This is a genomic window from Marinibactrum halimedae, assembly GCF_021234875.1.
GTDB classification, from domain to species: domain Bacteria; phylum Pseudomonadota; class Gammaproteobacteria; order Pseudomonadales; family Cellvibrionaceae; genus Marinibactrum; species Marinibactrum halimedae.
In genome coordinates this window covers 1-15388 of sequence record NZ_JAJQVM010000006.1, presented here as the reverse complement: position 1 = coordinate 15388, position 15388 = coordinate 1, and the positions used below count along the sequence as shown (strand labels likewise).

Sequence of the window (15388 nt, the reverse complement as noted above, 5' to 3'; positions counted from 1 at the left end):
GAATCCGTGGTATTAGAGGTTAGTGTTATTTTGTGTTGATTCACCAGAGGAATCGATGGCTGTGTCGTCCGAAATTTGCGCGGTTAGCTCGGCGCGAATGGCTTCAGCGGTGGGTTGAGTTGTGTCGTAAATCCAGTAGCGAAAACCGGAGTACAGTACTAGCAGCAGCAGTAGCCCGACACTCCCAATTACCCACATCGGAATATAATTGATCATATGTTTTTTAACTTTACCAAGGCCTTGCCATTTCGGAGATAAGTCCCTGTCTGGGGGTGGTCGATGGTTGGCAATGGTTTGGTATAGATTATCGCGGATAACATTCAGTTGCTCGTGTCCTCGGCGCTCTACACGATACTTTCCTTCAAAACCTAAACTCAAACAGAGATAGTAGAGTTCGAGTAAATCTAAATGTGAGCCGGGCGCTTCCAAGAGTTTCTGTAAAACGAGAAAACATTTTTCACCACCGAAGGTTTCTTGGTGGAACATGCTTAATAGAGAATGACTGCTCCATCCGCTGTTGGCGCCCCAGGGCGTGTTTAGGACAATTTCATCCACAACAGTACACAGTAAATAGCGTGCGGTAATGACGGTTTGGTGGGGAAGATTTTGTTGTTTTAGTTTTAGATCTAGCCCTTTAATTTCTTCTGAGACACGGCGGTGTAAATCCGGCGGATTATCGTGACTCATGGTATTGCGTAATTTGGCAATGACGCCGAGCAACGTAGAGGCGGCATTAATGAGTGGGTTCAATCCGTGCTTGAACTCCATTGGCTCATTATTGGACGGAGGCGGCGGGGGTTGTTGTGCCGCTCCGTCGGGGCGTTGCTGCCCCCGTCCGCCCGGATTAGGGATCATGATGGTTCTGTCGCCGTTGGTCATGATTAGCTCCTAATTGCCCAAAGTTCCATGGAAAGCCCGGGGAATTCAGCCCCCAGATGTACGGCAAAGCCTCCTGAGCGTGTCATTGCGCCCCATAGTTCTGTGCCTTGCTGAATTTCGAAATAGGTGTAACCCGCGTGATAAGGGATTTGACGGGGTGCCACAGGGAGAGGGCGTAATGCCAGGCCAGGCAGCTGCGTAGAAATTAATTCTCGAATGGTTTCCACTGGGGCAATTTTTGCCTGAGTTGGGAAGCGCGTACGCAGTACTTCGGTTGGCATATCGGCTTTAACGGCCATAACAAATACACCGGAGGTCATTAGTGAACGATCGGTTATGGGGGCAACATGAATACCGAATTTGCGTTCTACCAATTGCAATGAGATGGCGGATTGTTCCAAAACCATACTCAGAGCCTGGCGTAAAACAGTGTATATGCCGCCAAAGGTATGCTGTAAATCTTTGTGGCTGTACATGGGTAGGGCAGGCGGTCGCTTAGAGGACTGTGTGAAGGTACTTAACTCGCCGGCAATTTGTACTAATTCATTGTAAAAGTGGACTGGGTGTAACACATTGAGTGTTGATAAGTGTTGAATGAGCGGCTCAACACGATTAATCAATTGCAGTAGCATGTAATCGGCAATTTCTGCTGAACCTGATCGACCGCTGTCTGCAAGGCGGTGGCCTAACGCTTCACCCCGTTGCTTTAATAAGCCTTTTAGCTCTTCAAAAAAGGCAACAAAAACGCTGGAGGCCAAGCAGTTGGTCATTGCGGGAATAAATTGACGATCAATCTTTAGCGGCTTTTCTGCCGGTGCTTCAATCACCCGCGTAATGGCTAATGTTGAGTAACCGCTTAAATCTTGCGACCCTAATTTTAAGCAGGTTTTCAATCGGCCTACTTGAATTCGGGAGGTTTCTCCAGATTCCGTTGTGTTGTTATGGATATCAAAATTATAAGCGAGGAAGCGTGCGCGAGAAGATTCTTCATCTTCACGAATCGATTCTTGTGTGCCTGGTCGCTTCAATGGCAAACATAAATACACCAGCTCATTAGAGGTATTTTCAGGAATATCGATAATGTCTGGCAGTGGATCCATATCGGGAGCATTGAAAGGTGTGCCGTCTGGCAGTACCCCTCTCATTGAGGCGATAGAGACTTTTCCTTGAGATAAGGCTTCGCCGTCAATTTGAATATCACTGAAGCCCCAATTGTACGCGCTTAGTAAGCCCGTTCGGCCTTCAATATAGTTTTCAATGTAACGATCCTGTTGTTGAAAATGTTGTGGTCGGAGGAACATGCCCTCAGACCAAATAATTTTATTATTGACTGACATGAATACTGATTCCCTTACAGCAGAGGCCCCCAAAATAGTTGGGGTATGGGCCAAAATTTTGTTGTGTGGCGATTATTCTTTACTAACTTTGACGCTTAAGTGTGCGATATCCACATCGAATTCATTTTCGTTATGTTCCAATATAGGTAGCAGAAGTAATGATCGCGCATCTTCATAATTAATATATTCCGCCATGACGCCAATAAATTTGACTTCAGGTGTCAGCTCGATCACTTCTTGGCGTTCTTCACCGGGGGAAAATTCCCGTAGTGTAATGGTATCAATGAGATCATTACCTAGTCGCCCATTGGCATCTTCATACAAATTAAGAAATTCTTCGCGAGCGAATTGGCGATCATCCGTTAAGGTGAAAAGTTTTAAAATAACCGGGGAGGGGCGGCCATCTTTGTCTGGGTTAACATCTGGGTGGGCGGTGAAATTAATTTCAGCAGAGGTATCAAAGTTGAGTACCTCTCGAGTGGTTTGACAACCGATTAAAATTACTGAAAAAAGAATCGCGATTATCGCAATGTTGAAAGATTTATTCACCTCTGTTCCCCTTGTATTGGATCGTTTTAATACAATTTTTTTTAAAAAATCGCCAATCATTACTGCAAAATCTCATCCTGTTTTATTTTTTTATCCCGGTACGGGTGCTCCCTTGTATCCCACTTGCTAAAAATGCTTGTATGCAAGAGGAAGTTTTATTGTCTTTCCTAACGATTTTTGTTGGTAAAGTCGCGTGTTGCCTTTATATCGGATAATTGTTTTTCATAGGCGTCAGCAAAGGTGTCACCAAAAAGTCGATAGTAGGTTTTCTCCCGGTCAGCAACAAGTTCTTTGTAATAGGCCGAAAAAGAATCCCAATTTTTTGCACTCTTATTTGAGATAAGGGAACCTTTGTTGTTAAAGCGACGTTCCAAATTTTCCGGAGAAAATTGTTCAAGCATTGTGTCGTATGCAGCACGCATACCCGATAAAACGGCAACCTGATGATCGGAAAGGTCGTCAAAGCTGTCTTTAATGGCTTGAGGCGGAGACATGAACGATTGAGACTGCTCCCCAAACATTGCATTCATCGCGTCTTTTGGTAAGACAGAAAATTTTAACGGATTGTTATCGGTGGTTTTTATCATTGTACGCTGGACGCGTAATTCATTTTTAATGGCACTTCTTGCACGCAAAAGATCAATCAGTCGCACCACCGTTTCTGAAATCATCTCAGAAACTTCTTGATTTAAAGAACGGTTTGCGGGAATTCGTGCAGCATCAATACCTAAAAGTGCTGCTAATGAATCTGAGCTTCCATCATTATTAGAGGAAGGTGGAGCATGAGGCGTTGGCTGTTGAGCGTTGAGTGCAACCCCACTGTTCGTCCCAGCTGCGCTATGGCTTTGGGAGGGGGCGTTTTGCCATTCACTGGCTGGAGGTTGTTGTTGATGAAGGGGTTGATTCAGCGGTTGTTGGGACGGTGATTGAGCGTGTGGAGTTTGTTCTGTTGCGGTAAAACCGCCAATAAGGGGTTGGCCCTGAGGTGCTGCCCCCTTGTTATCGTTGGCTCTGTTATCAGTTAGTCCGTCATCAATTAGCCCATCATCAATTGGTCTATTAGGCGGAGTCTGTGCCCAAGCTGGCTCTTCAGCAGGTGCTGATGTGTTGCTCTGAACATTGCTCCCGCCAAAGCCTTCTAGTGGATCCGCTTGGTGTGCGTCGGCAGAGATTTGGCTGTGACTGAAAGCCGGGTCATTACCAAACTGGCTTTGATTATTTATAGCAGGTGGTTGTTTTGTAGCAGGTGGCTGCTGGCGAGCTTGGTTGAAGTTCGAGCCATCGGCTGTTCCCATTGAGGGGTTGCTAGGTGATGGTGTATCCATCGTATTCTGTTTCGGTTGTTCTGCTCGAACATTAGGCACAGCATGATTGATCGCGGGAGTATTATCGGCGACAGAAGGCTCTTTCCACCAATCGTCATCATTACCCCAGCTTTCTGGGCCATTACTGGCGGGCGACTCATTGGAAAATCCGCTCAGAGGGTCATTGCCTGAATTGAGCCCTGAGTTGGGGGGCGATACATTGGCATCGTTCAAACCAGAAAAAGGGTCTGCATTAGAGTTAGAGCCAAACCCGTCTGAGGAAAAGCTATTTGAGTCGAGGTTGCTTGAACCGAAGTTGTTTGAATCAAAGTTATTTGAATCAAAGTTATTTGAATCAAAGTTATTTGAATCAAAACCACCGGCGCTGAAACTGTCAGAGCCAAATTGGTTCGAGTTTGAATAATTACCACTCAGTCCACCTGTGTTCAGTCCACCCGTGTTATTCGGTGGAGAGGCCAGTGGGTCTAAGCTGTTGGCTTGATTTGGGTCAGAAATACTGGCGAAGCCATCACCCCAATCACTGGCATGTGAATCGGACTTATGGCCTCCGGCTGGGTTATCCAGCCATTTATCGAGGGATTGTGCATCATCGTGGGCGGCGGATTGGGCAGCAGCGGGGGATGAGGTAAAGGTGGTCTTGTCGGCATCATCCAAAAAGGAGCCCGCACCGGCTTTAGGTGCCGCCTGCTTTGGCGCTTCGGTTGGCAATACGGCTTTGAGTTTGTATTCGCCACAGACAATGATGTCACCGTTTTGTAACGTATGACTTTTGCCTTTTCCAATGGGAGACTTGCTGTCGTTGACGTAAGTGCCATTGGTGCTCACGTCATTTAACGTGAATTGGCCTGCTGCACAGGCAATATTGGCATGTTCAGATGAGATAATACGATTTGGGTCGGGTAGGACCCAAAAGTTTTTCTCAGAACGACCGAAGCTACCCCCTGTGGTGGGGAATACTTTGGTGTGGTTGAGCATGTTTGAGTGCTCAGGGGCTTCTATTATGACTAGCGTCAATTCCATCGCATATCACCGTTGCGCTATTTATTTCAAGTGGCGAGTCCTGCCACATCTTAGGTTTCGTAAATGCAAATCATAGCAAATAAACTTTGCAAATCTAAAACTAATGTTCTTCTGATCTTTGCGCAATAAGCCAAATGCTTGTGACAAATCTGCACATAAAACGCAATTTCTATAAAAATTCATTTAGTAAAAGTCATTATCAGATAATTTAAGGTAATTTATACAGAAGACATAGTGTGAATATCCACGGCTTACTCGAATTTATTGTGATTTTTTTGTGATTTATAAAGTGTTTTTTGTGTGATGATTGGCACGCTTTTGTTGCTTGGTTGGTTCAATTCGGTAGAATCGCGTTTTATAGAGCAAAATTTATGTTTCGACCCAATGATTGGCAATTCTTATTACAAGAATACTTATTTTTGTTGTTTTAAAGGTCAATTTTTTGTGTAGGTGGGAATACTGAGTTTTTCGAGCCCCTTGGTGGTTCTTCGCTGTGAATCGGTTTTTGATCGTTGTGATTGGAGCCAAATCTATGGTGAGGGGTCAAAAAGGGAGGTAGCTACATAGCGTTGTTGATGCTTCAGGAAGAGGTCGTTCAATGTCCGAAGAAGATCGTACGGTTTTTGTCTCTCAACCATCAAATAAAGAAGGCAGCCCTGATGATAATGGAGATAAAACTGTCTTCACTCCGCGTAAGCCAGTAGTAAAAAAGCCTACTGATAATAAACATAGCATTACCGGTGATAATCGCAAATCCGCTCAAGCGGCGTCGCCTAAGCAAACGCAAGTGAGTGATCGTACCGTTATAGCGGACAGACCACGACAAGCCACGCCGGCGCAAGCTTCTCCCAATGACCGTACGTTGATTGCCAAACCGAGTGGCGCTCAATCACAGGGTGCACAAGGGGCGCCTGCACAGGACTCTGGGGCGCATACAAAGCATCGCAATTATGAGCGAAAGCCCATTGCACCCACAGCGCCTCAATCTTCATCGCCTCAGACAGGCGAAGATTTACGTGTTATTCGAAATCGCTTCGAGATTGTTGATTTGCTCGGCGTGGGTGGAATGGGGGCGGTTTATCAAGCGATTGACCGTCGTAAAGTGGAGGCGCGCGACAGTAACCCCTATGTGGCGGTAAAAGTTCTGAATGAAGATTTTCGTCGCCATCCCCAGGCGTTTGTCACCCTTCAGCGAGAAGCTCGAAAGTCTCAAACGCTGGCCCATCCCAATATTGTGAATGTGCACGATTTCGACCGGGATGGTGAAATCGTTTTTATGACGATGGAGTTTTTGGATGGCCAGCCCCTAGATACGTTGCTGCGTGGAAGTAACGGTCTGGGTCTTGAGCATCAACTGGCGCTACGTGTCACTAAAGATATCGCCAGTGCGTTGAGTTACGCACATTCTCACGGCATTGTTCATTCTGATTTTAAGCCGGGCAACATTTTTGTTACTGCTTCAGAAGAAGATAAAGAAGCTTCTAATATTGCAGCGAAAGTGCTGGATTTTGGCATCGCACGAGCGGTTTCGGAAGGGGTGGATGAAGACGATGAATTTGATGCGGGCAGTCTGGGGGCCTTAACACCGGCTTATGCCAGCTATGAAATGCTGGAAGGGGAAGACCCTGACCCTCGTGATGATGTGTATGCGTTGGCCTGTGTTGCCTACGAAATGCTGACGGGACGTCACCCTTACGACAAAACACCCGCCAACAAAGTAACCACCGACAAGCCTTCACGAATTACTGCGTTAAGCAATCGTCAGTGGCGTGCACTAGAGAAAGCGTTGGCTCTCCACCGGGAAGATCGAACGGCTTCCGTTGATGAATTTGTGTCAGAGTTTTTTGGCACCCGGCGCAGTCCTGTAATTGTCTTTGGGTTATTGGCCGTCATGGCCGTTGTGGCGATCGTTTCTTATTTTCAGGTTCAGCAACGGGAAGAAGCGTTGCGGCAAGAGTTAGAAAAAGAGCGCGTGGTTGAATTGAGGCAGCAAACCTACACCTTTTCGGTTGAGCGGATGGAAGAATTACTGACGGAGAATTTGTTGTCTAAAAAATGGCAAAGCAACGCCCGTAAAACACTGGAGGAGTTATCCGGTGTTGCCGAGGAAGATGACACTGTTGTGGCGGATTTTGAAATGCGCATCTCAGATCAGTTCGTGCAGTTGGCAGCAGACGCTCGTGAAGCCGGTGATCTTGATGCGGCTAGGGCTCGTCTTGAGATCGCGAAAAAATGGGTGGAAATCACAGAGCCTATTGTGTTGGAAAAAGCGGCCATCGAGCAGGCGCAGAGAGATTTAGAAGCCAGTATTGCCGCCGCAGAAGCCGCAGAAGAAGCGCGAGAGCAAGCCGCAATTCGAGCTGAGAAAGCTCGCCAGAATCGTATTCAGGCTCAAAAAGAGAAAGATGCTTACGATCGAGCCGTGAAACAGCTTTTCAGTAAATTTGCTTGTAAGAAAAATTTAAATTTAGCGGGTGAGCCGAAAGCTGCTTTTGATGCGTTTTCTCAGAAATACCCTCAGCAGGCGATGACGTTTGTTCCTCAGTTATCCGGTATGACAGAGACCTGTGTCAAACAAACGGCGAGAAGAAGCCCGTCCTCGGCTCAAGATATGTTGAATGTTGCTAGACAATTGTTCCCTTCTCAGGCGTCTTTGAAATCACTAAAAATTGATTTTTGCGGACATATTCGGGCTGGTTCGGCGAAGCCCTGTCGAGACAGTGCTCGCAAAGGTTTTAAGCCACCGGTTATGGTGGTGTATCCCTCCCCAGATGATCCTGACATTAAATTGGCCATTTCCAGGTATGAAATCAGTGTGCGTGATGCCAATAAATATTGCGCAGCAACGAAAGCCTGTAGTTCGATTGGTGGGGACGATAAATTACCTGTCACCAGTTTTTCGTTCGCCGAGGCCAATCAGTATGCTACTTGGTTGGGGCAAATGACGGGGTATGAGTACCGAATTCCCACTAAGAGTGAGTGGCAAGGCGGCGCCCGTGCGGCGGGCTCCCAGCCTGACCCCAACCGTAACTGCTATTTAAAATTCAATGGTATCTCTAAGGGTGACAGCGTTATTCCAGTGAACTCCGGTGAGCGCAATGGTTACGGGCTTGTGAACAGTTTAGGTAATGTTCAGGAGTGGGTGACTTCTGGGTCATCCGTATTGGCAATGGGGGGTAGTATTCGCGACCCCATGTCACGTTGTGATGCAGAGACGGTACATGAGCACAATGGAAGCCCGGATGGTATTACAGGGTTTCGGGTGTTGCGGGTAGTTCAATGAACGCGGTTTTTGGGTGTTGAGATTGTTTTGGGTGTTGAGATTATAACGAGACGTTACATTCATTTTTGGTCTGATCAAAATTAGGATGATCGGCTAAGCGATTGACATTAAGTAAGGTTTTTCATGCCAAGGATTAGTAAGTTAGCCAGTTTTAGTGTCGCTGTGGCACTGGTGAAGTTAGGAGTGTACGCTCCAGCGTTTGCACAAGTGGGTGATGAGCAGTTTGTGCCCACGTTCGGCACCTCGCGGGACGGCAGTTTGCACATCATTGATGAGCGGGACTTTGAAGCTGAGTATCGAGATCGTGCAGCAGAAGAATTTGCCCCTAAGCAGAATATTGAAGTCAAAGGTGTCAGCCGCCGCGATGATGAAACGCGGATCATCGTTAAACAAATTGTTTTTGATCGCATACCTGAATTTCCTGATCTAGGTGTACACGCTGATGAAGTGGCTGAGCTGGTAGAGAATGCCCGCGTCGAATTGATGCAAGAAGACAATATGGTGGTAAGCGGTTTTACCCATCAAGAGCTTGAGCAGATTGGTGAATACCTTGCCTCAGTGGGCACCTTGTCAAGGCCTGGAAATTTGCGTGGTTCGAATACCGAAGGCTTGATTGAATTATTGCAAGAGCAGCGTTCGCAGCGTGGTATTAGTATTCGAGGCCTCAATGAAATTGCCAATCGAGTGCAGTCTTATTACAGAGAGCGTGGTTTATTTTTGGCTCAAGCTTATATTCCTGCACAGCAAGTACAAAATGCAGTGGTTAAATTGGCGATTTTGGAGGGTATCCAGGGAGGTGTGAAAGTCGCGAATGCACAACGTTATCGAGTAGAAACCCTTGCGGCGCCGTTTGAGCAAAATAATGGCAATTTGGTTAACCAAAAGGCGGTTGAAGAAGGGATTTATCTGTTGAACGATTATCCTGGGTTGAACGTCTATGGTTCTTTCTCTGCTGGAGATAATGTTGGCGAAACCCTGCTGAATATTGATGTAAACCGTGAGCAACCTTATCGCTTTTCGTTGCGGTCAGATAACCATGGTTCCGAATTTACCGGTGAACATCGTTTGTATGGTCTGGCTGAATGGAATAATCCTTTTGGCTATGGCGATGAAATCAACGTGGGTTACATGAAGTCCTTTTCACCGGACGAGTCTGATTTGTATCAGCTTTCTTACTCTTTCCCTGTTCGTGGCCCCAGAACCCGAGTCAAAGTGTCAGTGGATCAAACTGACTTCGCTGTCGTTGGAGAGGCCATCTCACGTCTTGGTATTACCGGTCTTAATGAAACTTACACCGTTGGGCTTGAGCACAAATTTCGTCGCAGTCGAACCACTAATTTTTCTTCAGGCGTGTCGTTACTTGATCGAGGAACGGATTTGGAGGCGGCCGCTGCTTCCAGTGTGGTTGATGATGAACGCATCTTAGGGGCCAACTTCTATCTTCGTGGCGACAAATTAAGTACGGCGTCGAGAATGCTGAATGCTTACGAAGTGAATCTGCTTTATGGAGACTTCCAAACTGATGTGGATGAACTCCAAGATCCGGAATTTTATAAGTTATCAGCTTCAACAACCACTTTGGCATTTTGGGATATCCCGTTTATCAAAATCCCCACCCAGTTCCTTCTCAAGTCTCGCTGGCAATATACCGAGCAAGGTTTGCCGGGATTTGAACAGATTGTATTAAGCGGGGCCAACGGCGTTAGGGCATATCAACCGGGAGATTTCTCGGCGGATGTCGGCACTTACTTGGGGGTCGAATGGTACTGGAATTTGCCTTCTGTTTTGGATTTCGGTGTTGGTGGCGGCCGCACGATTGGTGATTTCTTGCAGTTCGCGTTGGTATGGGATGGCGCCTATGGCGAAGCTTATGCAACGGATGGGCGAGATGATGATCAGTTTGGTCATATTCAGGGCGCGGGTGGGTTAATTAAAGTGAACTATGGCAATGCTTTCACTTCATCTTTCAGTTTTACAAAATCAATCGGATCAGGGTTTAGCGATGAGGGCTCAGAGATTGAATCTGAAGGATTGAATATTTTTGCGGACTTTACGTACTTTTTTGAATAAATAAGCACTCTAAAGTGGGCATATGGCGCGTTTTTAGTTCTATTTTGTTAACCGTTCAGTTAATTGCTTGTTAACTGTTCAACAATAATTGTGTAACGTAAATGCTCTGATTTGGGCATAAAGAGGGAGTCTACAGTGAGTAGAAAAGTTATTTGCGGTGAGGGAACTTACCTGTTCTCGGGCGGCTTGGTGACATTGAGCTACCGGGGAATAAAGCGAAAACTGCATTTTGCCAATAAACTGGCCGCCAGTATCTTCATGGCAAATCTCTGCTCACAGGTCGCGGTTGCAGGCCCTGCTGGAGGGACGGTCACAGCCGGTGACGGTACCATCATTCAGCAAGATACCTTAACGACAATCGATCAGAACACCCAGTCCATGGTCATCGATTGGCAAAGCTTTGATGTCGATGCCGATGAGACCGTGTTGTTTGTCCAGCCTACCGATACCGCGATCGCGGTCAATAATGTTCTCAATAATCAAGTCAGTACCATTTCGGGTGCCATTGAAGCTAATGGTTACGTCGTGCTGGTCAACAGTAGCGGTGTTGTGTTTTCCGATACCGCCAGGGTAGACGTGAACGGTTTGGTGGTGAGTGGACTGGCTGTTGACCTAGAAGATTTCAACGCCGGGAACTATACCTTTCGAGCCGACCCCAACGGCGCGGGCTACGTCATCAACCGAGGCATTATCAATGCTGCCAATGGCGTTGCGTTAATCGGAAATACGGTGGAAAACGCTGGCCAGTTAATCAGTGCCGGGCTTGTCAATTTATCCGCTGCACGAGAGGCGATTCTTACATTTGATGAAGGCGGCCTTATTGGAATTAAAGTATCCGAGGAGGTGTTGGAAAATACACTTGGTACGCCGGATGCTGTCTTAAACAGCGGAACCATCGAAGCCAGTAACGTTGTGATGGAAGGTCGTGTATCGGCCAATTTATTTAGTCAGGCAGTCAATAATACCGGCATTGTTCGTGCCACTGGCATTGATACTTCCGGCGGAGCCATTACCTTGGGTGGCTTCGGTGGTGATGTGATTACTACCGGTACTCTTGATGCCTCCAGTGAAGGGGTTCTTGCCGGTGGTGATATCACCATTGAAGGTGATACTGCCATTGTGGATGGTGATGTGCTGGTCGATTCTGTTGCTGGTCAGGGCGGTACGGTTAACGTCCTCGGTGACAACGTGGGTGTGTTTAATCAAGGCAATATCGATGCCTCAGGTGATACCGGTGGTGGTGAAGTTCTCATTGGAGGCGATTACTTAGGTCAAAACCCCAATGTGCGTAATGCACAAGTCACTTATGTTGGTGACACTGCCCAAATTTCTTCCGATGGTGGTACCCATGGCGATGGCGGTAAAGTCATTGTTTGGGCAGATGATACGACTCGCTTTTATGGTGACATCAGTGCTCAAGGGGGCTCTGAATCGGGTGATGGTGGGTTTATTGAGACTTCCGGTAAGCAGTACGTCGATCTTCAGGGGGCGGTCGATGCCAGTGCAGTCAATGGTGCGGCCGGCGAGTGGTTGATTGATCCAACCGATATTACGATTTCCAATTCGTCGACCTCTAATATCACCGAAACATCAGGTGCCTTTAACCCTAATGCGGGTACGTCCACTGCGAATATTCGGGGTGCCGATATTGAGACGGCTTTAGAGGCTGGTACCAATGTTACGATTACCACTGAGAATGCAACGGGTTCCGGTGAGGGTAACATTGATGTTAATACGTCGATTACGTTGGATTTGAGCTCCGATGCTTCTTTAACACTGTTAGCCGATGAGACCATTACGGTTTCCAATAACATTAGCGTCACTAACGGCGACGGTGCTTTGGATTTGTCTTTACAAGCTGACAACAGTGTTTCTATTACCGGTGCCACGATCAATACGAATGGTGGAAACGTCGACATTGATGCAGGCTTAGATCTCGAAGCGGGTGATCTTGGCCAAGTGAGTATTGATTCCTCAAGTTCCATTATTACCACACGACTTACAGGTGCTACAGCAGCGGATACGATTGCCGACTTTACGAGTGGATCTGTATCGATAGATGCGGTGGGTGATATCACCGTCAACGGAATAATTGATACCAGTGGTGTTGATGGTATTGCGGGTAATAATGGTGGTTTGGGTTCTGGAGGTATAGGTGGATCAGGGGCAGGGGCAGGTTCAGTTACTTTGGATTCTGTATCTGGAACTTTAGCAATTTCCTCCTCTAGTACCATCAATACCTCTGGAGGAAGCGGTGGAGCTGGTGGAAACGGTGGGCTTGCAAATGGTGGAAATGGTGGAGATGGTGGAGATGCGGGAGATGTCTCTTTATCTGCAATCTCCATCTCAGTAAATGGTGCACTTGTTTTAAATGAAGGGGGGGGTGGTTTAGGTGGCTCTAGTGTTACAGCAACAAATGGTACGAATGGATCAGCTGGTACTGCAGCAACTCTCAGCTTTGGCTCAGCTTTATCCTCAACCGGCAATTTAACATTCAGTTCAAGCACCTTAAACCTGGGTACCGGATCACTCGAAGCCTACGTAGATGAGTTTACCAGCCACTCTGAAATCAGAACTGAAGGTGGCAATATTACAATCAGTTCAGCTGGCGCAGTGCAAATCGGTGCAGATCTCGCCACATCTGGCTCTGCGTCAAATATTGATGGTGGAGATATAACGATAACCTCAACCAATGCCAACATCGATATTGGATTCGACGGCACGAGTACGGTGGTTGTGGTGGTTGAGGCAGAGGGAAATGATGAAAACGGCAATGGTTATGGTGGTGATCCGTTAGATGGCTCCGGCGGTGCAATCACCTTTAACGCCCTTACTGGACTGCGCATTCGAAGTGGTTCTTCTATTCAGGCTAGTGGGCAAGGAGCAGGAGGAACCTTAGGGATAACACTGGGTTCTGGCTCAACTTCAGGGGTTACTGGAACGATTGCTGGGGATATATTGGCAGATATCGCCACACTCACCTCTTCTGATGGTGATGATTCGATATCAATTTCAAGTACGAGCATGATCAATACATTAACGGTTGATGTTGGCCTGGGCGATGATACGATCGATATCGATAATGCTAGTGCCACGATAACCGATATTGATACGGTAACCATTGGCAATATTACCGTTGATAATGCTGAAAACTACGCTCAAGTGGGTGCGCTAACCTCCTCTTCATTGAGCGAAAACTTTACCCTAACTGCCGCTAATTCCTTACAAGAAAGTGTATCTGGCAGATCCTTTACCGATGTCACTTCTCTTATTAGTGGTGGTGGTACAGAGACATTTAGCGCGGGAGACCTTGGTGTCATTTTGGACGGTGACGGAACGGTTACCGCAGGCTCTATTGCATTAAGTTCAGATTATCAAACGATCAGTGGAGTGGGAGTTCTAACTGGGACCAGTGGAAATGAGTCATTCACTGTTACCGGCTCTAATTCACTAAATGAAACCAGCTTAGCCTCAACGTTATCGTTCAGCGGAGTAACTGGCCTTAACGGCGGTGGTGGTGCAGATACACTGAATGCAGGAAACCTTGGTGCAACCGTTGGAACTGATGCTTCGGCTTCTGTTTCAGACATTGAGGTGTCTCCTTCTTCAGGAATCACTTCAATTACTAATATTGGTACCTTAACTACTTCATCTCTGAATGACGTTGTTACCCTTGTGGATGCTGGTGGATCAGTATTTACCAGTGCTACTGTCACCGTTGAGGGAACCGGGGCCGGGTTTACGTTCGAAAATTTATCCAGTATCGATACTGCTGCCGGTGCCGATGAAGTGAGCTTAGCGGGTGATAACGCGACGATAACGAATACTGGCTCAGCTATAGATGCAGGCTTTGTAAATGGAAGTAGTGTTCGATTTTCTAATGTAGAGTCGGTTACGAATTTGGGCACATTAACAGGCAGTGCTCTTGATGATTCTTTTTCTATAGTGGGAGCGAGTGTAGATAGTAGTATTTATGTCTCCTCTAATGGGGTTAGCTTTTATGGTGTTTCTTCGGTAGATGGTGGGGCTGAAAATACGATAACACCTGGCGACAACTTAACTAATTTTACTGGCCAGTCAACAGTGGTGGATGGGGCTGGTTTTCGTATAGATGGTATTTTATTTGAGGGAATAGAACAGGTAGATTCGAATAATTCTGCTGTTATCGGTACGAGCGCGAATGAAACCTTTGCTATTACCGATATTGGTTCTGATGGCCAACTAGACGTTGATTTTTATATCACAAGTAATGGAAGTCCTGGGGCCATTTTTAATAATGTATCCTATATCGATGGTGGTGGTGGTACAGATATCGCCACGTTGGGATCAGGTATCGATACCAGTGTACAACTGAATACAGGGAATCGTTTCACTATTACCGGTACAGCCGGTGGTAGTGCTCAGATAGTGAATGTGGATACGGTAACGGGTGCCAATTCTTTAATCGGAACCTCTTCCGATGATGCCTTCCGCGTAACCAGCACGGATGGTGAAATTGTTTATTCAGGCATTACTTTCCAAGGTGTGACAAGTCTTAGCGGAGGTGGTGGAGCGGACACCTTAGACAATGCTCTAGGATTGGATATTGCTCTGAGTAATGCTGGTTTTTCTTCTAATTCAATGACGTTCTCTGGTATCAGCTCAACCTCCAATGCTGGTGCGGTTAATTCAACCGGCACCACACAAAACCTTACTCTTAATATCTCAGGTGATTTAACTGCGGCCAGTATAGGCAGCTTTGCGGGTGTAACGGGTGTTACGGGAGATGCTGCGAATACCATTGATATCAGTAATAGCAATGTCACGTTAACAGCTACTGGTTTTACACTGGATACCACAACCATTGATGTGGATGGGATTACCACGGTTACCAACACGGGTGATATTACCGGTACGACATCATTAGATACCTTCACTGTTACCGG

Annotated in this window: 7 protein-coding genes; 3 read left to right on the top strand and 4 right to left on the bottom strand. The window is 46.7% G+C overall.

Translation table 11 applies throughout. The features are described from left to right. Window positions 1–12: 12 nt before the first annotated feature. The 4 genes from icmH to tagH form a co-directional block, all read right to left on the bottom strand. Window positions 13–879: a type IVB secretion system protein IcmH/DotU gene (gene icmH, locus LU351_RS04960; protein ID WP_232592952.1), complete on the bottom strand. Its 867-nt coding sequence runs from the start codon at window positions 877–879 to the stop codon at window positions 13–15. Window positions 880–881: 2 nt separating this feature from the next. Next, complete coding sequence (gene tssK / locus LU351_RS04955; RefSeq protein ID WP_232592951.1) at window positions 882–2216, bottom strand: type VI secretion system baseplate subunit TssK; 1335 nt, start codon at window positions 2214–2216, stop codon at window positions 882–884. Between the two features lie 72 nt (window positions 2217–2288). Then, window positions 2289–2765: a type VI secretion system lipoprotein TssJ gene (gene tssJ, locus LU351_RS04950; protein ID WP_232592950.1), complete on the bottom strand. Its 477-nt coding sequence runs from the start codon at window positions 2763–2765 to the stop codon at window positions 2289–2291. Window positions 2766–2932: 167 nt separating this feature from the next. After that, window positions 2933–5110: a type VI secretion system-associated FHA domain protein TagH gene (tagH, locus tag LU351_RS04945; protein ID WP_232592949.1), complete on the bottom strand. Its 2178-nt coding sequence runs from the start codon at window positions 5108–5110 to the stop codon at window positions 2933–2935. A gap of 598 nt (window positions 5111–5708) precedes the next feature. On the opposite strand from tagH, the gene LU351_RS04940 reads away from it, so the two are divergent. The 3 genes from LU351_RS04940 to LU351_RS04930 form a co-directional block, all read left to right on the top strand. Continuing rightward, on the top strand, window positions 5709–8393 hold the full coding sequence (locus tag LU351_RS04940; protein WP_232592948.1) for a bifunctional serine/threonine-protein kinase/formylglycine-generating enzyme family protein: 2685 nt from the start codon (window positions 5709–5711) through the stop codon (window positions 8391–8393). A gap of 123 nt (window positions 8394–8516) precedes the next feature. Next, the gene (locus LU351_RS04935) at window positions 8517–10463 is read left to right on the top strand and encodes a ShlB/FhaC/HecB family hemolysin secretion/activation protein (protein WP_232592947.1); all 1947 of its coding nucleotides are present in this window, start codon (window positions 8517–8519) and stop codon (window positions 10461–10463) included. Between the two features lie 135 nt (window positions 10464–10598). After that, window positions 10599–15388 (top strand): beta strand repeat-containing protein (locus tag LU351_RS04930; RefSeq protein WP_232592946.1); only part of this gene is annotated, 4790 nt, incomplete at its 3' end.